This is a genomic window from Brotaphodocola sp. (genome assembly GCF_050873365.1).
Taxonomy (GTDB): domain Bacteria; phylum Bacillota; class Clostridia; order Lachnospirales; family Lachnospiraceae; genus Brotaphodocola.
In genome coordinates this window covers 1-20,188 of sequence record NZ_JBNMIQ010000018.1, presented here as the reverse complement: position 1 = coordinate 20,188, position 20,188 = coordinate 1, and the positions used below count along the sequence as shown (strand labels likewise).

Below are 20,188 nucleotides of genomic sequence, written 5' to 3'. Positions count from 1 at the left end.
TATTTCCGGCGATACTCCCCTTAAAACCGTCCTTTTTCCGACTATACAAAAAGCCGAAAACGAATAAAATCGATCTTGCCGAAGAGAAAATCTCTGCGTATAATAACACTCAGATAACAGAAAACCGGAGGATACAACCAATCATGCATTTACTCAACAACAACCTGTCTGTTTTCATTTTGATCCTTGTCCTTGCGGGTGTTCTTGCACTCTTGTGGCATCACTTTACAAACAGCCCTGCCGGACAGTTTTACAAAACTACCTACCACAAAATCACGCACAACTCCTACCGGAAAATCCAGAAGGACAAGGGCGCTTACGGCGAATATCAGATTTATCAGAATCTCGCCTCCTATGAGAGGGACGGAGCTCATTTTCTCTTTAACTGCTATCTCCCATGGCGCTCCGGGGAGACGACTGAGGTTGACGCACTGATGATCCATCACAGCGGAATCTATGTGTTTGAGAGCAAAAACTATGGAGGAGTGATCTCCGGAAAGGAAGCCGACCAGTACTGGACACAGACACTTCCGGCAAAGGGACATTCGACGACGCAAAATTCCTTTTTCAATCCGATTTTGCAAAACAGATCCCATATTTCCTGTTTAAAAGAGCTTCTGTCACGGGAAGCACGTGAAATTTTCATGCAGACAGCCAGAAAGACACCAAAAAAAGACGTGCCGATTCACTCGGTCATCGTCTTTTCTGATCACTGTGATTTAAAATCCGTCCCTAAACGGACGACGGAGAGCGTCACGGCAACTTATAACACTTTACCCAAGATCATCGCTCCGATCGCCTCAAAAAAGCGCTATGCGCTAAGTGCAGAAGAGGTTTCTCAGATTGCGAAACTCCTCTATCCATGCACCCAAGCCAGCACAGCGCAAAAACATCGTCATGTTAAGTCGGTTCAAAAACGGGTAAATTCGTCCCAGACTGCCGGTAAATCCTCAAAGTCTACACACCGGAAGACTCAATCTCACAGGTAAATCCGGCATCGGTGACTGCCTTCACGGTGTCGGAAATTCCCTGACCACCGGCAGTTAAATATCCCGATGCAAAGATCGAATCTACAACGCTCAACAGCTCTTTCTCACGTCCCTTAAAGTAGATCTCACGTCCTGCCGCACAGCGGATGTCGGTCTGCGGGACGAGAAGACGCGCAAGGCAGAGCACTTTCAGACCGTATTCCGGGGTCAGCACGGAGGTATCGATCCCCTCAAGTGGAGTGCCCGGAATCGGGATCAGGAAGTTAATCGGAAGTGCCTGCGGGCGGATCTCGCGAAGGTCGAGAAGCATGTCGACAACGTCCTCCTTGCTCTCTCCCATTCCAATGATTCCACCACTGCAAATCTCAAATCCAAGTCTCTGAAGCATGCGAATATTCTGCACACGCTGTTCGTAAGTATGCGTCGTGCAGATATTGTGATAGTAAGAGCGACTGCTGTTTAAGTTGTGGTTGATTCGGTCAAGACCGGCATCTTTGAGCATCAGTGCCTGCTTTTCGGTCAAGAAGCCGATCGAACAGCAAAGATGAGTGCCCTCTGCCTTCATCACGCGGATTTTCTTTGCAAGCTCCTCAATCTCAGCATCGCTGAATCCCATTCCACTCAGTCCGATGCAGTGACGCGAGAGGTGGTTCTCCTGAACAAACGTATTGTCGCGATAAAGTTTCTCATCTGCCACCCACTTATACTTGTCAATATCCGCCTGAGAACGACTCGACTGCGCACAGTACGCACAGTTCTGGGAACAGTTGCCACTTCTCGCATTCGTCAGGATATGGATGCTCACGCGATTTCCCTTGTACTTTGTCCGCAGATTTCCTGCGACACGCATCAAATCGCCAAGTCTCTCATCCGGCAGATTGATCAGCGCAATCGCCTCATCCCTCGTCAGATTCGGCTCCTCCTGAGCAAAAATCTTTGCATAGATCTCCTCGTTATTTACAGAATTCTTCTCGGCAGTCATGAACAAATTCCTCGCTTTTCTCTATTTCTTCATAGTCTTCTTATGATTTCTTTTTAAACTTTTCCAGGTTCTAAATATTTCTTTTTTTGCAATAATAATAAACTTTATCACGAACTGCCATCTATGTCAACTTGTAATTTAATTACAGTTTACAAGTTGACATGTCAAATTCATACAAAATCACCTTCAAGCAAATCCCACACGCCAAATAATATTTTAACTATCACAATTAGGGAAATTTCACTCACGGCGACGAAGGCGGGAAAGATCCTGCAAACCCGTGTGAGACGTCGGTGCTTAGGCTGTGTAGTTTACAGCCTTATGCACCGCTACGTCGAACCCGGAGCGAGAGCGCGTTTGCAGGACTTATCCCGCCGTAGGAGCCCTATTTATCTTTATTTAACCTCAAACTCCCTCTCCGAAATCTCCTGCCCCTTCAGCGCACGCTCAATCAACCGTGGGAGCATCTGGGGACTGCACGCAAAGCAGGGAATCCCAAGCCCTGCAACCTTTGATGCCATCCTCGCATCATAATAGGGCTTTCCGCCATCTGCAAGCGCCAAAAGCGAGACAACCGTCACACCGGAGCTCTTCATCTCCTCAAGCCGTCTCAACAGCCCTGCGCGATTTCCACCCTCATCAAGATCCGAAATCAGGAAAAACAGCGTCTTTGACGGATTTGTGATAAACTGCTCACAGTACGCGACCGAGCGATTGATATCCGTTCCCCCGCCGAGTTGAAATCCAAACAGCAGATCCACCGGATCTTCGCACTTGTCCGTCAGATCAATAATATTCGTGTCAAAACCGACAATCCGCGTCGTCAGACTCGTCATAGACGCAAGAATACAGGCAATAATCGACGAGTAGATCACCGACTCTCCCATCGATCCACTCTGGTCGACATCGAGAATGATATTCCATTTGTTTGCTGAACTCGAGCTTGTCCGGTCAAAGAAATAAAAATGTTCCGGCACGATCATTCCCAAGTCTTTGTTGTAATGCTTGAGATTTCTCGAGATCGTCGTCTTATAGTCGAGGGCAACCGCCGACGGAATCGGAGAATGTCTCCTCTTATTGATCGCCGAGGTCACTGCCCGTTTGAGATCCTGCTCAAGCAAGCGATTTATCTGATCCACAATCTTTCGGATAAAGATCCTCACACTCTCTTTGGAACTCTTCGGAATCTGTTCCTTAAGCATCAGAAGCGTAGATGCAAGGCTGACATCCGGCTCGAGATGCTCCAAAAGTTCCGGCTCAAACATCAACTGCTTGAGTCCGCATCGATTAATCGCATCGGACTGAATGATCGTCACAATCTCTTTGTCAAACAGCGTTCTCACATCCCCGAGCCACCTGCTGATCTGAGGATCGGAAGGCCCTTTTCCCGCTCCCCTGTTTTTAAATCCGCCATCCCCGCGATTGTAGATCACAGAGAGCGCCTGATCCATCAGATCCTGCTCTTCACTGAGTTTCGCATTTCCCATCTGAGAAAAACGATTTTCACTCTCCTGCCCCAGAATCAACCGCCAACGCCTGATTTTTTCCCGATCGTCTTTATTTTGATCGTCTTTATTTTGATCATCTCTATTCTGATTGTCTCTATTTTGATTGTCTCTATCCTTATCATCTTTATTCAAATCCTCTGTGTTCTGATCCACTTTTTCTGTATGATTGGTACTGTTTTTATCCATATCCCGATTTTCTCTTTTCGCCCCTCTTTCCTCTCATTCCGTGTGAACTACCCCGACTTAAAAGTCAAAATCAAAGTCTCCGAGATCCTGTGCCAGCTCCTGAATGAAATCCTGCTCCTCGGTCTCAAGCACCGCATTTACTGTCTCACTGACCTGCTGTCCATTGAGTCCCCAGATCTCACCGAGATTCTCCGCAATCTCATCCTTCTCCCCGGAATTAAAATCCGCAAATGCCCGGCGCAAAAATACCAATGCCTTTTTGAACTCCTCGTCATCCAATGTGTCCAGATATTCATCGAGATTTTTCCAAATTGAAAGTCGGGCAATCAGTGCATATCGATTTTTCATCGACAAACCCTCAAACCATCCCGCTCCAAGCTCTGCCGGAATTCCATTCGAGAGTCTTCGCTGAATCTGTGCCCCCAGCTCTGCCTCGCTCAGCAGTCCCCGCTCAAGAAGAATCGCCGATGCATATCCGGAAAGTCTTGGATTCAAATCATCTCGTTCTGCGACCTCTTTCAGCGCCTGAACCCATGATTCCGCATTGAGAAACTCATGTGCAGTCTGCGCCTGATTGAGCTGATCCATCGCCTCTGAGATCGATTTCGATGCGGAATCGTCGCACTTACATTCTTGCGCAAGAATCAGACATGCCCGGTAAAACATCTGTTTCATGACAGGAATCAGCATTTCCGTGTGAATATTTCGAATATCCCTATACTGCACAACGGTAGAGAGCCGATGCACCGTCACTGCAAGTTCCCGGATCGCCACCTCGTCAATCGCGATCGCCTGAAGCGCCCCGACCGTGCTAGAAAGCGCCCTCTCCATTCCACATAGAAACGCATCCTCGATCACAAGCGCAATCTCCCCGATCTCCTTTGCGTGCTCCGTTCTCTCCTGAAAAACGAGGGCGACTGCCTGAACAATCGTGTCCCCGATCAGTGCCGTCTCGACAAGTTCAATCTCTGCTTCCGGTGTCCAGGCAAGTGTCCAGCGCTCCGCCCAGGTCGCATTCTCCTGTTTCGTCGTCTGCAAACTTCCAAAACTCACACCGAGAACTCGAAGACGATGCAGGAAAAACGAGCGGTGCAGATCCAGAAACGCCGATTTTTCTGACACGACATTTCGATTTTCTCGCAGATCCAGATTCAACTCTTCAGCGCTCAAACTCTGATATTTTTCCAGTTTGAGTTCTCTCAAATTCCGATAAAAATCTTCCTGAATACAGGTTCGGCTGACTCCCTCCGGCAGACTTCCAATCTTTTTTCCAATCTCCGTCTGTGCGACTGCAAGACTGATCTCAGCAAAACTTCCATGACCGAGACAGGTGATTGCAGAATCTCGAAGATCCCTGAGTGCCGGGACCCTTCCTCCTCGAAGCACGGCAAGCGTCTTTGCGAGTCTGACTGCCTCAATCACCTCCGCCGAGGAGACCGGTGTCCCGTGCGCCCTCTGGTATCCTGCAATTCCCGCAAGATAACGATTAGACGCTTCCCACAGATCCTGATGCTTCATTCCCCGCCAGAGCAGTTCGTAATATGCCGGAGCCTGATTTCCTGCCCCATATCCTGAGCGACTCGACAGCCGATAATATGAGTACGGCATCAACGTGTGATTCGTCTCCACCCTCGGAAGCCGGCAGATCTCCTCATCGGTCATTCCGGAATTTTCAAAAATCTTATCATCCGGCTCTCCGGTACTGATCTGTCGTTGTTTCTCCGACTCTTCCTCTTTCTCTGCTTTTGCCGTCACCGTTTGTCCATTTCGCAATCGCTCCCGAAGTCCCGCCACATGGTAAGAACCCGTCACAACCACAATCTCTTCCGGTCGATAGCCCTCGGCAAGTGCATCCTGAATTTTCCGGCACATATAGGCTTCTCGAAGAAGCGTCCGAATCTCCTCCCACTGTTCCGAATTCCATTTTCGGCAAACATCCTCCGTCTCACGCGCAACTTTATGGGGCACAACTTCACGGGGCTGATCTTGAACCTTCTGGTTTTGCGACTCCGTGCAGAGTTCCCTCAACTTCTCCCCAAACAAATTACTTCCAAGATGGTATCCTTCGGTGTCCAGTGTGTGCTCCGCAATCCTCTCCCAAAACATTTCCTGACCATCTTCCCCGGTCAAGCGATCCAGTTTTTCATAAATTGACTCTGATCCGCGCTCACGCGCCCCATTCTGTTCATTTTGTCCATTCGAATCATCTGATCGACCTCTAGCCAACGTTTCTCCCTGACCAGTCTGACTGTTATCTTTACGCGTGCCATCCGGATCGCCCTGCACACCCTGCATATCCGGATCATTGCCCGCATTATTCTCCTGCTCCTGTGGCAGTGCCAGAATCACATCGGACGGCAGATCCATAAACTGGCACACAACCTTATTTTTATGACACCAGCGAATCGCCTGATACTCCGGGGAATATTCCGCAAGCGGATATAGAACCGTGCGAACCGGAAGCTGTCTGGTGTACGCCAGAATCGCAACCGGCGGTTTCGTCTCTGTTCGCACCAGATCCTCGATCATATCCGCAAAATCCGATGGTCCCTCAACGAGCACAAGTCCGGGCTTTTTCTCCTCAAGAAATTGGAGCAGATGCCACGCCCCTGCCGGAGACAGATGACGGATTCCAAAAATATATGGCTCTTTCTTTTCTCTCATTTTCTCAAACTCCCATCGCTACAAGCCAAGCTATCAAGCCATTAAAGCAATCAGCAATCCATCGCCATCACAGAAGCTTTCTGCATGCCCGGTACAACCCATTCCACTTTGATCCGCGCTTTTTCATCACATTTTCCAGATATTCCTTCCATGCAGTCACATCCTTGTCCTCTTCCTTGATCACCGCACCGGAAAGTCCCGCTGCAAGATCCTCATCGCTGATCGTTCCATCTCCAAAACTTCCCGCAAGTGCCATGCTTCCACAAAGCAGAGAGATCGCCTCCGCTGTGGAGAGCACTCCGGTCGTCGTCTTTATTTTCTGTGTCTTATCATAGGTCTCTCCACTTCGCAGTTCTCGGAAAATCGTGCAGACCTTCTCCACAATCTCCTCCTTCGGCAGAGATGCATTCAGTTCCATTCCACCTGCCAGCTGTTCCACCCTCGATCTCACGATCTGAATCTCCGTCTCAAGATCATCCGGAACCGGGAGCACAACAATGTTAAAACGGCGTTTCAGCGCAGACGACATCTCATTGACGCCCTTATCGCGCGTATTTGCCGTCGCAATAATCGAAAATCCCTTTTTTGCGGGAACTTCCATGCCAAGCTCCGGTACGGAAATTCTTTTCTCCGACAGAATCGAGATCAGGGCATCCTGAACCTCCGATGCACATCTTGAGATCTCCTCAACTCTCGCAATCGTTCCCTCCTCCATCGCACGAAAAATCGGACTCTTCAACATTGCTTCCTGAGACGGACCTTTTGCGAGAAGCATCGCATAATTCCACGAATAGCGGATCTGTTCTTCTGTCGTTCCCGCAGTTCCCTGAATCACATTTGTCGAGTTTCCATTGATCGCTGCCGTCAAATGCTCAGAAAGCCAGCTCTTTGCCGTTCCCGGCTCTCCAATCAAGAGCAGGGCGCGGTCTGTGACAAGCGTCGCAATCGCAATCTCCACAAGACGCTCATGACCGATATATTTTGGTGTGATGACCGTATTTCCCGCCTTTCCTCCACAGATATAAGTGCGGACAGAACGAGGGGACATCTTCCATCCCGCCGGCACCGGATCTGTCTCATTTGCAATCAAAGCCTCCAGCTCTTTTTTGTACTGTTCCTCCGCCGGAAGTCTCAACATCTCTGTACTCATAACCGTTTCCTTTTCCCTTTCTCTGCTCGTGTTTTTATTCTATTTCATTTTCGTTGTACTTTTTTCTTCCTACTTACTTATTCCAGCATTCTATTTTTTCTATTCTTTTCTATTTCTTTTTTTTTTATATCGAGTGTCTGATCTCTTGATCTCTATCTTGTCTCTATCTAATCCCTATCTGATTTCTATCCGATCTCTATCCGATTTCTTCCTCTTCCAGGTGCTTTGCCAGATTTTCCAGTTGCTCTGCATACTGCTTGTTCCACTGGCGCAGTTTCAGCGTTCCATTCTCAAGCAATCGCACCGTCTCGCGGATCTCCTGTGCCTTCGCCTTTCCAGTGCCCGGAAGTCGATCGCAGAAATACCACAGATCCCAGAATCCCCGCTTGAACGTCCGAATATAATGGCTCAAAATTCCCTTGCACTCCGTACATCCGCATCGTTTCATCACACGGATGCAGGTGTCCACATCCAAGCTAATCCGCGCTCTCTGATAAAAATAGTCTCCGATTTTCTTCCTGCTCTCAGGCGAATCCAGATCTGCAAGGTTTGCAAGTATCTTGTCTGTCCGAAGATCTTTGCAATCCATCAATAAATCGATCATTCCATCCTCAAATCTCTGCGGAATCGAAAGAACCACCCTGCGGATATCCCCGAGAACCGGATAATAGAATTTGCTCTCCATCTTCCATCCACTCTGATCCGGCTTGATTCCATAAAAGACATGCTCGAGTGCATCCAATCGATCGGAGCATAATTTTCCAGTCAGTTTTGATTCTGCTTTTGGTCCATCTGATCCATCTGATTCATCTGATTTATCTCGTTTAATCTGGGAAACAAACTTCGCGAGCGCCTTCGCTTTTGACAGCAAATTCGATTCCGGCAAAAAAATCTGCTCTCTGATCCACTCAGAGCAGTCACCCGGCTCAAAAAGTTTTGCAAGTAATGCGGATCCAAAATATGGATTTCTCGGGTCCTCCCATCCATTCTGCTCATAGAGTTTCTCTGCAAGCGCACAGAGTCCATCATCCTGTCCCATCCGCAGTGACACCATCAGCGCATATCCAAGCGCCTGCTTGACCATGGCACCGTCCTGAATCCGTCCCACATTCATTCCATAGACTTCCTGATTCGTTGGCATCTCATATCGTGAGCTCTCGTAAGAATTCTCTTTTTTTTTTTGCTCTTCCTCGGCTTTTGTCTGCGGATCAATATGCGCTCTCATCCATTCTGAGGCATACGCAAATGCTTCCTCAATCTCTATTCCACGCTTTCCGATCAGAATCGGCAAAAATGTTTCCCACCAGTTTGCCTCCTCCTTTGTCAGCGCATAACTTCCCCGCTCCGTCGCTCTCTGCTCCCACTGCTCAAGCCCCTGAATCAGACATTTTGCCGTTAACCTTGATCCCCACTCGGTCTGGGATAAGTGCAGACAGTCAAACACCGATTCCGGCTTCTTTTTCATGATCTTTTCAAACGGAGCACTTGCCTCCTCAGGCGACAGATTGGCAAGTGTCGCAATCACAACCTTCTTCATACTCTTCTTTTCGGTCTGCTCGAGAGACAGAAGAAGTTCCAGATTTTCCGGTTCAAAGCGAAGCGCCCAGATCAGCGCCTCACGGACTTCCTTCTCCGCGTTCGGAAACTCCCTCCGATAAAAAGCATTGGCCCGTCCCCCGCAGATCTCCTCAATCACGTGAACACGGCGCACCATCTCCCGCTTCCCTTTCGGATCAAAATTTCGCATCAACAGTCTCGCTATCCCGTCATCTCCGGTGTCCTTAAGCCATTGTTCCACCTGATCGCCAAGCTCGTAGTAAGATGCGCCGAGCGCCTGGGTCATCGCGAGTTTCACGCGGTAATCCTCAAACAGTTCCGGGTATGTCTCATGCATCTCAAGTACCTGGGCATAATGACCCGATCCTGAGACCGTGAGCGCCTCAGTCAGGATTTTCACAAGAGAATAGGGATAATTTTTGACTTCTGTGATTAAATTTCCCCGGTCTGAAACTGTTGTTTCCAAACTCTCATCTGTGGACTCTTTTATCGTCCCTTCTGCGGAAGTTTCTGCTGTCGAAACTCCTATCTCCGAATTTCCTGCTGTTGAAATTTCTGTTGCAAATCCCTCTATTGTGACACTCGCCTGTGTGCACAAAAGGGCATCCAAAAGCGTGATCGCATCGAGCAGAATCTCCTCCTTGTTGTCCCGCTCCTCTTCAAAAAGCTGTTCTGCAAGCTCACTGATCTTGGCAAATACCGGCGCTGCCTTTGCAAACGGTCGGATTCCCTCAACCGCACGTTTGAGACGAAAATCTTCCGCGAGAAGACCTGTCCCCGCAATCATACTGTTTTTCAACCGGCTTCTAAGCTCATATAATGGTGTAAGATTCATATTTTTATCCTCGTTTCGTCGTCCTCGAATCTCTTATTCTTCCTAATTTTTTGGGGTTCTAACGGTTCGTTCCAGTTCTCTTCTAAATCAATGTTAATAGAGCAGTCGCACCGTCATCTTTTCCGTCAAAATACTCAGCGGATAGAACTTCATTCTTGCTTCTGATGCCTCGTAGAAAAATGCACCGAAGAGCACCTGATTTTTCAAAAGACTCGTGTCTGACAATGCTTCCATACGATAAATCGTCGGCTCCATTCCCGGCATATCATCAAGAACAATCGTCTCTGCGCCCTGCATGAGTACAAATGAAGTCTGCCCTGTCAAACCAACTTTTACGATTTGATCGTAGGAAAGCAGGCTCAGACAAAAATCCGGTGCCAGCGCATTTTTCAAAAGATTCTTCGCTCTCTTTGCCTCCTGCGCGATTGAGGAGGACGCAAACGAAATCACGTTTCTCCGATCCTCGTCCGTCGCCTCTCTCATCCCCGCGCCATTCCAGCGCACTCTCTGGTTACAGGCTCCCGGATACACTGCCATCGTCGGAATCTGAAGGATCTGGAACACAGAATCATCCTGCTTCATATACTTTAATGCCTTCGCCGGGCGGTAATTGTACGTGCAGAAGATCTCTCCCGTTTTAAGATCCGCATAACATCCTGTGTCCACATACGTTTTCCCTGCCTCATCGTAGGAAATCCAAAATGACAACTGCATCAGCTCTGCGTCCTTCCGGCAGAGGTTGAGTGCCTCAAGCTCCTCCAACTTCCATGCACCGCCGAGCAGTTCATAGAGTTCCGTATCCTCCTGCTCTGCATTTGAAGTCTCAATCTTCTTTTCCAAATAGCTCTTTGACTTCTTGACCAGCGCCCACAGTTTTTCCAGCTTTTTCACCGCATTCTCATAGTGTTCTTCCTTTTCATCGTTCTGGAAGGAACGGATCTCAAAAATCAGCTCCATCACCAGATGCTGAGGACCCGGAAGATAGTAATTTCCGAGCTGTTTTGCAACCTCCTCATATGTCTTGATCTTATCGGCGCCCATCACGCCAAGTCCCGATTTCACGATGTTCTTGATCATCTGTTCCGCGAGTTCAAGTCCCTCCAACTGTTTTTGCAGTTTTTTGACTTTCGCCCGACTATTTCCTGACGCGCGTTTCGTCGTCTTTGTCGTCTTTGTCTTCATTTCCTTTGCACCATTGTCGTGGTTTGCTGTCTGCTCTTCTCCAGTCTCCGCAGGAGTTGCGTTGCCGTCCGCCCTGCCGGTCTCCGCCTTTTTCTCCCGGTTCTGCTTTTTCTCCCGCTTTTTCTTGATGTCTTCCGGAATCTCGCACAGGGAGAATGATTTCTGCCCCGCGATCTCAAACAAAAGTGCGATCCCGTGTTTGCATGGGAACTGTCTGCTCGGACACGAACAGCGACAGACCGGTGCACTCGGATCGATAAAGTCAACCGAGGTCAAATAATTGCTCTTTCCGCTTCCCTTACATTCCCCCATGTAAAACGTATCATCTTCCGAGCGCTCAAGTCTCACAAATCCGCCCTTCTGCGAGATCTTTCTCCCGTTTGCCACCGCATTCGGATTCGGTGCCATCAAAGCAATCTGTTCTTCTGTAATCTTCTGCACGTCGCCCTTCTCCTTTTCTTGTCTATTTTTTATCTTCTTATTTGCTCTTTATTTTTTATTTCTTTTGTTATCTCTTTTTCGGTTTTTTTCTGATCTTTTCATTCCAGTTTTGTGTTTTATTTTTCCGATTTCACTTTTATTGTTTGATAACTTCTCGGATTTGCCCGATTTTATGAATATTTTATCATGACTGTTCCAAAAAGACTACCCATAAAAAATGCAGGAAAAACAAGAATCTGATTTTTCCATTCCTGTCTCTCCTGCATCTTTTTCGGTTTTGTGTTTTTTCTTATCCGTTATCCGTTTACGACTTTTGATTTTCCTCTTTTTCGATTGCTATCTTTTTCGATTGCTATCTTTTTTGATTGCTGTCTTTTTTGATTTCCATCTTTTTTCAATTTTCATTTTTTTCTCTCACCGTTTTATGAGAGAATTCCCGTTGACTGCAAGAACAGCACAAACATCATCACCGGTGCGACATAACGAATCATCACCGTATAAATTTTTTTGCGTTTGAAGGAATCCCCGCTTCTCTCCATCTCCCCGATCACATAGTCGGGTTTCTTGATCCATCCAATCAGAAACGTCGAGAGCAGAGCAATCAATGGCATCATGACACTGTTGCTGATATAATCCATGATATCAAGCAATTGACCGGTCGATCCATTTGGCAGTTTTATCTCAAAATAAAAAAGGCTGTACCCAAGCGCAATCACCGCCGATGCCACCAGATAAATAATCGTCAGCACCAGAACCGTTTTCTTTCTCTCTGCGTGAAAGATCTCCATGCAGTTTGCTGTGATCGATTCAAGAACCGAGATGCAGGAAGTCAGAGTCGCAAAAATGGTCGTCACAAAGAACAGAATTCCAACGATTCGTCCTCCTTTTCCCATTGCCATAAATACCTTTGGCAGGGACACAAACATCAGGCTCGGTCCGGCACTCATTCCCTCTGTCCCGGAAAATACAAACACAGCCGGAATGATCATCGCTCCCGCCAACAGCGCAACTCCGGTATCAAAAATCTCAATCTGGTTGACTGCCCGATTTAAGTTTACCTCCGGTTTTACATAAGAACCGTAAGTGATCATAATCCCCATCGAAACACTCAATGAGAAGAAGAGCTGGCTCATCGCATCCAACAAAATCTGAAGAAAACGCTCCACAGTCAGTCCTGAAAAATCAGGCGTCAGATAATAAAGAAATCCATCAATTCCCGTCCGAAGCTGTCCAGATTCATCCGTGTGCTGAAGCGTCAGCGAATATCCTGCAATCACAACAACAAGCACGAGAAGCACCGGCATCATGTACTTAGAAACACGCTCAATTCCGCCCTGCACTCCATTGTAGACAACGAGAGAAGTCACTCCCATAAACAGAAGCGCAAAGGCAACCGGAGCCGTCGGTGACGTGATAAAGGACGTAAAATACTGATCGCCCGCTGCGACCTCCGTCTGTCCGCTCAGATACAAAACTGCATATTTCGTCACCCATCCACCAATCACCGCATAGTACGTCATAATCAGTACCGGGACAAGAAAGGTGAGAATTCCAAGAAACTTCCATCTCGGACTCATCTTCGTGTATGCTCCAATCGCGCTCTCCTTTGTCCTTCGCCCGATTGCAATATCAGAAGTCAAAAGCGTAAACCCAAACGTCAGCACAAGTGCCAAATACACCAATAAAAAAAGTCCGCCCCCGTCTTTTGCCGCCAGATACGGAAACCTCCACAGATTTCCGACTCCGACTGCACTTCCCGCTGCGGCAAGCACAAATCCAATCTGCCCCGAAAAATGACTCTTTTTCTTTTCCATTGTTTCTTTCCCCACTCCCTAATTCATTTCAAGTCGACGCTCGCGGAAACTTGATGCGCGATTTTGGTCAGCTCTGCTGACATCTTCCCATCAAAATCACTTCGCATACTCGCGGAGCGTATAACTCAGAAGAAGATTGTCTCCCCTCCTGAGAAAGTTTGTGATATCCCCACCTATAGAGGAGGGAGACATCCACTCTGAGTTATTCAAACTTGCACAGCAAGGATAACACATTGTATAATATCAGTAAACCAAATAGTTTTATGGCTATGCATTACATTTTGTAATATCTAAAATCAGGTCAAAAAAGAGCAACAAGAAAAAAGAAAAGAGTAACCAAAAACGATAGGAGAATCATTTTGTGAGAGAACAGAAAGATCGATATGAAATTTTTTTGAAAGTGTGTGAGACCGGCAGTTTCTCGAAAGCCGGGGAATCTTTAAACTATACACAATCCGGCATCAGCCAGATGATGGCAGGACTCGAGGAGGAACTTGACATTCAGCTGTTTGCCCGCGTCAAACGCGGAGTCATTCTGACGGACAACGGAGCCCGCCTGATCCCCTATATTCAGGAAATGGTCAACCAGAAGAATAAACTCCGCCAGGCAGCCTTCCAGATCACCCACAAAATTGAGGGCACGCTCCGCGTCGGAAGTTTTTCCAGTATCACCGCACTCTGGATGCCCGATGTGATCCATTTCTTCGATGAACATTACCCAAATGTCAATGTGGAAATCTTTGACGGAAATTATGACCAGATCCGCGACTGGATCACTCACGGTCAGGTTGACTGCGGATTTCTCTCCTCGATCGTCGCAGATGATCTCAAGTTTTATCCCCTGCATGACGATCCGCTCTGCGCGGTTTTTCCGATCGGGCATCCTCTTGCAGAACAGGAGCAAATTTCTCTGCCCGAATTGTTTGAGTATCCGCTGATCATCGAGACGCCCGGTTGTGACAACGATATCCAACATCTGCTGACCCGATGCTCCGTCAAACCGAAAATTCGATACAGCTTCCGCGACGACACCCTGATCATGGCATTTGTAAAAAATGGTCTCGGCGTGACGATCTCTCAGGAACTTGTGTTAAAAGCCTTCGCCCAGGATGTCATCTCCCGCCCGCTCAACCCGGGATTTTGTCGGACGATCGGACTTGCATTTTCAAAAACTGCCAACTCCGTTGTCTCCCAGACAATGCTTCATTATTTGCAGGAAAAATTTCAGTCCACGCCCACAACTTCCCGTCCTCCCCTCTGTCTCTAATGTCGATATATCGACAAAAAAATAGGAAAAGAATATCGCAGGCAATTCAAAAAACATCGACAAAAAAATGCCCCAGCCTGCAAGCCACAAATGCTTGCGTTCTGGGGCATTTATTAAGTCTAAATCTTATATCTCTTTATCAGCTTCTCAGCTCAATTCCGTAAGTCTTATTCAACTGCTTTAAGATCTTCTTCACATATCCGTCCACAGTATCTGCGCCGAAAGCCTCGTCCTTCGGAGTGAACAGAACCGTAAATGCCATAGACTTCTTGTTGGAAAGGATCTGCTTGCCCTCGTACACATCGAAGAGGGTGACATCCTTTACAAACGGGCTTGCCTGGTAGATGCACTCCTCAACCTGTCCGCAGGTGATGTCCTTGTCCATAACCAGAGCCAGGTCGCGCTTCTCCTCAGCAAACTTCGGAAGCGGTTCAAATACCGGTGCCTTGCCGTACCACTTCTCGAGAGCCTTCATGTTGATCTCCAGAACGTAGGCATCCTCACGCATTGCCTCTTCCTTCATGATCTCATATTTTACCTTTCCAAGGTAACCGATCTCCTCACCCTCGCAGAGAATGCTTGCGGTCTGATACGGATGCAGGAACGGTTTCTCGGTTCTCTCATAGGTGAAGGAGATGTGCAGAACATCTGCAACGGTCTCTGCCATTCCCTTTAAGGTGAAGAAGGACTCATCCTTACCAAAAGCACCGATGCACAGCGTCTCGCGCTCCTCCGGATACTCGGTCAGCGGAAGCGCCTTCGGAATGAATGCATTTCCGATCTCGAAGATACGACCCTCGAAAATTCCTCTCTTCTGGTTGCGTCCCATCGCATGAATCATCTGCGGGGCAAGCGTCGTTCTCATCAGGGAGAGATCCTCGTTGATCGGGTTCATGATGCGGATTGCGTGACGCTCCGGAGCATCCTCTGCAAATCCCATCTCATCAAGGTCTGCCGGGGAGAAGAAGGAATAATGGATTCCCTCGAAAGCTCCAACACTGCACAGCGCTCTCTTCACCTTCAGAATCGTCTTCTGGCGCAGGTTGCTTCCGCCGATCGTTACCTTTGCAGTCGGAAGGAAGGTGGAATTGATGTGCTCATAGCCATACATACGGATGACTTCCTCAGCGACATCCGGATAATCCTCCATATCCTCACGATATGCCGGGAAATGCATCGTCAGCTCATCGCCATTGATCTCCGGCTGGAAGTTCAAACCGGTCAGGATGCGAAGAATGTCCTCGTCCGGAACTGTGATTCCGAGAACGCCGTTTACCTTCTTGATGCTGGTCTTGAAGGTTACCGGCTCCAAGGAATTTCCGGTGTTCACGTTCTTGTGGGTCTTGGAAACCTTTCCTGCTCCGAGCTCTTCCACGAGATGCAGGGCACGCTTCATTGCCATCTCGGTTGCGTACTCATCGACACCCTTGGAGTATCTCTGGCTTGCATCAGAAGACTGACCAAGTGCACGGGAACTTCTGCGGATGTTGTCGCGGGCAAATTTTGCAGACTCGAACATTACCTCTGTCGTCGTGTCACGGATCTCGGAATTCAGACCGCCCATGATTCCTGCAAGAGCAACCGGCTTTTTGCCGTCACAGATCACAAGGTTGTTCGGATTTAAGGTGAACTCCTTCTCATCGAGAGTCACGATCTTCTCGCCCTCGGTTGCACGTCTCACACAGATTGCATTGCCCTCAAGATAATCGCAGTCGAATGCGTGAAGAGGCTGACCAAGCTCTCTCATGATGTAGTTTGTGATATCGACGATGTTGGAGATCGAGTTGTTGCCGACAAGGGCAAGTCTTCTTCTCATCCATGCCGGAGACTGACCCAGCTTTACATCGTATACATAGTGTGCAAGGTAGCGCGGGCAAAGATCCTGAGCCTCAACGGTAACCTCAAAACCTTCCTTCTCCACCTCAGTCTCGGTGTAATCGAGAGCCGGCATCTTGAGTGGCTGACCGAGAGCGGCAGAAACCTCTCTTGCCAGACCAAAGATGCTCTGACAGTCCGGACGGTTTGCAGTGATCGAAACATCGAAGATCCAGTCGTTTAATCCGGTGATCTCCTTCACGTCTGCGCCAATCTCGGCATCCTCCGGCAGAACGAGAAGTCCACAGTAACCGGCACCCGGATACAGATCCTCATTTAAACCGATCTCCACGCCGGAGCAGAGCATACCCTGAGACTCATATCCTCTGAGCTTGCCCTTCTTGATCGTGACAACACCCTCGATCGTGACATGATCCTTTGCAGTTGCATAAACTTTCGCGCCAACCATAGCAACCGGATACTTTCCGCCTGCCTTTACGTTGTCCGCTCCACAGCAGATCTGAAGAAGCTCCGGTCCGCCTACATTTACCTGACATACATGAAGATGGGTCTCCGGAATCGGCTCACAGGACTCCACGTAACCGACAACGATTCCGCTGATGTCCTTTCCCACCTGCCATTTTTCTTCTACCTCAAATCCGCAGTCGAACAGTTTTTTCTCCAACTCATCTGCGGAAACATTGATATCTACATAATCATTTAACCAGCTTAACGGTACAAGCATTTCTAATCCTCCTGTCCTAATCAGTCATCGATCTGATCCAGCACACGCAGATCAGACTCAAAAAGCATCTTGATGTTGTTAATGCCGTATTTCAGCATTGCGATACGCTCCAGACCAAGGCCGAACGCAAATCCGCTGTACTTCTCGGAATCAATTCCGCAGTTCTCCAGCACCTTCTTGTTCACAACGCCTGCGCCGAGAACCTCAATCCAGCCGGTTCCCTTGCACAGTCTGCATCCCTTGCCTCCGCACTGGAAACAGCTCACATCAACCTCAACAGACGGCTCTGTGAACGGGAAGTAGGACGGACGAAGTCTGGTCTTGGTGGACTCGCCGAAAATTCTCTGAACGAACATGTCGAGCATGCCCTTTAAATCGCAGAGCGTGATGCCCTCATCGACAACAAGGCCCTCCATCTGGCTGAACATCGGAGAATGGGTTGCATCGTCATCGGAACGGAATACCTTACCCGGGGAAACGACCTTGATCGGCGGTTTCTTTGCTTCCATGACATGAACCTGACCTGCGGAAGTCTGGGTACGAAGCAGGAACTCCGGAGACAGGTAGAACGTATCCTGCATGTCGCGCGCCGGGTGATCCTGCGGGGTGTTCAGTGCCGTGAAGTTGTAGTAATCGGTCTCGATCTCCGTTCCCTCATACACCTCAAATCCCATAGACGCAAAGATGTCGGTCAGCTGATTGCGAACCGTCGTTACCGGATGCAGGTTGCCGTAGCGGATCTTTACCGGAGGCATCGAGATATCAATCTTCTCGGACTTATATCTCATTTCCTGCTCCTTCTCCTTCAGCTTCTGATCCAGCTCGTCGAAGAACTCGTTTGCCCACTCTTTTGCGCTGTTGATCGTCTTACCGAACTCTGCCTTCTGCTCGTTCGGAACGTTGCGCATCTCCTTCATCAGAAGACCGATCTTGCCCTGCTTGTTGTCCAAAAAGGTCTTCTTGAACTCATAGACACTTCTCGAAGTCGTCAGAGTATCTGCGCCCTCACGGATTTTTTCTTTGATCGAAGCGATCACTTCATTCAGTTCTTTTAAATCCTGCATGATTTCTCTCCTTTTCTATTACTCTAAAACATCTAAAACATGCTCTGCAATCCACACATTTGTGCACGTCCGTTTTCTCCGTCACATCTCGCGGTTTTCTTGGTCAACCGCAGTGTTATGGAAAAAGGATATGGATTTTTGTACAAAAAAAGTCCCTCCGCACAAATGTGCAAAGGGACGATTAGACAATAATTATTCTACCGCGGTACCACCCAGCTTCCTGCAAACAGACTGCAAAAAACATTCTGTCACAGACACTTTCCGGTGCGTAACGTACACCAAACGTCAATGCCTACTCAACCACTCTTCTTCTCGGTATTCAGCAATGAAGCTCCCGTGGGAAATTCGGATCTCTGTCTGAACGGAAAGGGGCTCACAGCCGACGACCTCTTCTCTCTGACCGGAAACAGAATCTTAAAAACACGATCTTCGCTTTTTTATTCTGAAATTATGATTGCAGATATGACTGTTCGGATCAAATATGAGTGTCCTAGTATCCTGTTTTTCCTACCATTCCTTACTATTCTATCCTCACATCGTCATGAACAATTCATAGCCTATGGTTCATTCTACTCATTTCGGTCAGAAAAGTCAAGTTTTTTTCAGCATCCCACCGGCATAGCCTCTTTTTTGCGCTCCGTCCCTGCCTGCTTCTCCTTTCCCTGTTTGATTTTTTTCTCCCCTCACCGGATTGCTACAACTTTGTAAAACAGTTTGCCCCAACTCCTTTTCTTCGCTCTGCCTCCCGAATATACTCCAGGACACAGTCTTTCAACTTCTGCATATTTTCTGAGAGTGCCACGCCCTTCTCCGTTCCCATTCCAAGTTCGCGAATGCTCTTTGGCGTGACCGGGACACAACGAACATCATCCGTATTTCCACGAATCATCAGCTCTGACATCATCGAAATCCCAAGTCCTTTTCCCACCATGCGGATCACCGTCTCATCATCGACATAGACGGTCTGTTCATTTGCCTTGACCCCGGCTTCCCCAAATGTACTGTGCACATCGATATCAAATCGACCGTAGGGCATCAGAAAATCTTTTCCCTCAAATTCTTTCAGTGGAAATTCACTCCGCCCGCCAAGTGGATAATTTTTCGGCAGAATCGCATAGAGAAGTTCCTGATAGAGCGGTGTCCATTCACATTTCCCCACATCCTGGCGACTTGCAAAAATCACATCGGTCTTTCCCTCCTCAAGCAGTTCAAACGGCTCGAGCGCGTGATCCACCATGCGCAGATCCACATCGACATTCGGACAGATTCGGCGAAACCGATAGAGAATTTCCGGCATCCAACACATCGCCATACTCGCATAGGCCGCAATGCGGATCGTCTCCGTCTGCTGTTTCGCAATTGTCTGAATCCGATTTTCTAGATTCGCATTCGCCTGCAAAAACTGCCGGATCGCCGGCACAAGCTCCCGCCCCTGCTCCGTCAGAGAAATCCCGTTATGGCTCCTGACAATCAGCGGAAATCCGATCTCCCGCTCCAAGCTGTTCACGAGATGTGTGAGTCCCGACTGCGTGTATCCCACAACCTCCGACGCCTTGGAAAAACTTCCAAGATCCACCGCCGTCATCAAAATCTCCAATTTCTTTGCATCCATCTGTTGTTCCGTCGCCTCCTGCCAGTTTCGTTTGGTTTATTGCGCGCTTGCTATTCTCTTAAAATGGCACTTGTACATTTACTTGCGTGTTCTTCCATGCATTTATCGCTATGACAAGAAGTATTACACTTTGTCATACTTCTATTATAAAGATGGATTTCCCAAACTGCAAGTTGGAGCTTACAATGAATATTACCAAAATCCAATATAAGTGAAAGAAGCATTTTAAATCAATCTTATAACTCAGAGTGGATGTCCCCCTCCTCTATAGGTGGGGGTATCACAAACTTTCTCAGGAGGGGAGACAATCCCCTTCTGAGTTATACGCTCCGCGAGGGTGCAAAGCGCCAGTGGCGCTTGTTATGCACCGACCGCAG

The 20,188-nt window shown here is 48.2% G+C and carries 12 protein-coding genes; 2 read left to right on the top strand and 10 right to left on the bottom strand.

Going from position 1 to position 20,188, the window contains the following annotated elements; all coding sequences use genetic code 11:
• Window positions 1-143: 143 nt before the first annotated feature.
• The gene (locus ACR0QT_RS09505; RefSeq protein WP_432630563.1) at window positions 144-989 is read left to right on the top strand and encodes a nuclease-related domain-containing protein; all 846 of its coding nucleotides are present in this window, start codon (window positions 144-146) and stop codon (window positions 987-989) included.
• Here the strand turns inward: ACR0QT_RS09505 and bioB are convergent.
• The 7 genes from bioB to ACR0QT_RS09470 form a co-directional block, all read right to left on the bottom strand.
• Window positions 958-1,971 carry a biotin synthase BioB gene (gene bioB / locus ACR0QT_RS09500; protein ID WP_432630562.1) on the bottom strand — a complete coding sequence of 338 codons (1,014 nt, stop codon included), beginning with the start codon at window positions 1,969-1,971 and terminating at the stop codon, window positions 958-960. The genes ACR0QT_RS09505 and bioB overlap by 32 nt on opposite strands.
• 395 nt (window positions 1,972-2,366) lie before the next feature.
• Window positions 2,367-3,665, bottom strand: coding sequence for a VWA domain-containing protein (locus tag ACR0QT_RS09495; protein ID WP_432630561.1), 1,299 nt, complete (start codon window positions 3,663-3,665; stop codon window positions 2,367-2,369).
• Window positions 3,666-3,722: 57 nt separating this feature from the next.
• Window positions 3,723-6,329, bottom strand: coding sequence for a DUF5682 family protein (locus tag ACR0QT_RS09490; RefSeq protein WP_432630560.1), 2,607 nt, complete (start codon window positions 6,327-6,329; stop codon window positions 3,723-3,725).
• Window positions 6,330-6,396: 67 nt separating this feature from the next.
• The gene (locus ACR0QT_RS09485; protein WP_432630559.1) at window positions 6,397-7,479 is read right to left on the bottom strand and encodes an ATP-binding protein; all 1,083 of its coding nucleotides are present in this window, start codon (window positions 7,477-7,479) and stop codon (window positions 6,397-6,399) included.
• Window positions 7,480-7,675: 196 nt separating this feature from the next.
• Entirely contained in the window at window positions 7,676-9,871 is a 2,196-nt protein-coding gene (locus tag ACR0QT_RS09480) for a hypothetical protein (RefSeq protein ID WP_432630558.1), read from the bottom strand.
• A 93-nt stretch (window positions 9,872-9,964) separates the two neighbouring features.
• The gene (locus ACR0QT_RS09475; RefSeq protein ID WP_432630557.1) at window positions 9,965-11,494 is read right to left on the bottom strand and encodes an SWIM zinc finger family protein; all 1,530 of its coding nucleotides are present in this window, start codon (window positions 11,492-11,494) and stop codon (window positions 9,965-9,967) included.
• Between the two features lie 422 nt (window positions 11,495-11,916).
• Window positions 11,917-13,308, bottom strand: a complete 1,392-nt coding sequence (locus ACR0QT_RS09470; protein WP_432630556.1) for a sodium-dependent transporter — start codon at window positions 13,306-13,308, stop codon at window positions 11,917-11,919.
• Window positions 13,309-13,669: 361 nt separating this feature from the next.
• On the opposite strand from ACR0QT_RS09470, the gene ACR0QT_RS09465 reads away from it, so the two are divergent.
• The gene (locus ACR0QT_RS09465; RefSeq protein ID WP_432630555.1) at window positions 13,670-14,575 is read left to right on the top strand and encodes a LysR family transcriptional regulator; all 906 of its coding nucleotides are present in this window, start codon (window positions 13,670-13,672) and stop codon (window positions 14,573-14,575) included.
• Window positions 14,576-14,714: 139 nt separating this feature from the next.
• On the opposite strand, the gene pheT is transcribed toward ACR0QT_RS09465, so the two are convergent.
• The 3 genes from pheT to ACR0QT_RS09450 all read right to left on the bottom strand — a co-directional run bounded on the left by pheT (window position 14,715) and on the right by ACR0QT_RS09450 (window position 19,811).
• Entirely contained in the window at window positions 14,715-17,135 is a 2,421-nt protein-coding gene (gene pheT, locus ACR0QT_RS09460; protein ID WP_432630554.1) for a phenylalanine--tRNA ligase subunit beta, read from the bottom strand.
• A 20-nt stretch (window positions 17,136-17,155) separates the two neighbouring features.
• A complete protein-coding gene (pheS, locus tag ACR0QT_RS09455; protein ID WP_432630553.1) occupies window positions 17,156-18,199 on the bottom strand; it encodes a phenylalanine--tRNA ligase subunit alpha in 1,044 nt (347 codons plus the stop codon).
• Between the two features lie 694 nt (window positions 18,200-18,893).
• Window positions 18,894-19,811, bottom strand: coding sequence for a LysR family transcriptional regulator (locus ACR0QT_RS09450; protein ID WP_432630552.1), 918 nt, complete (start codon window positions 19,809-19,811; stop codon window positions 18,894-18,896).
• Between the last annotated feature and the right edge of the window lie 377 nt (window positions 19,812-20,188).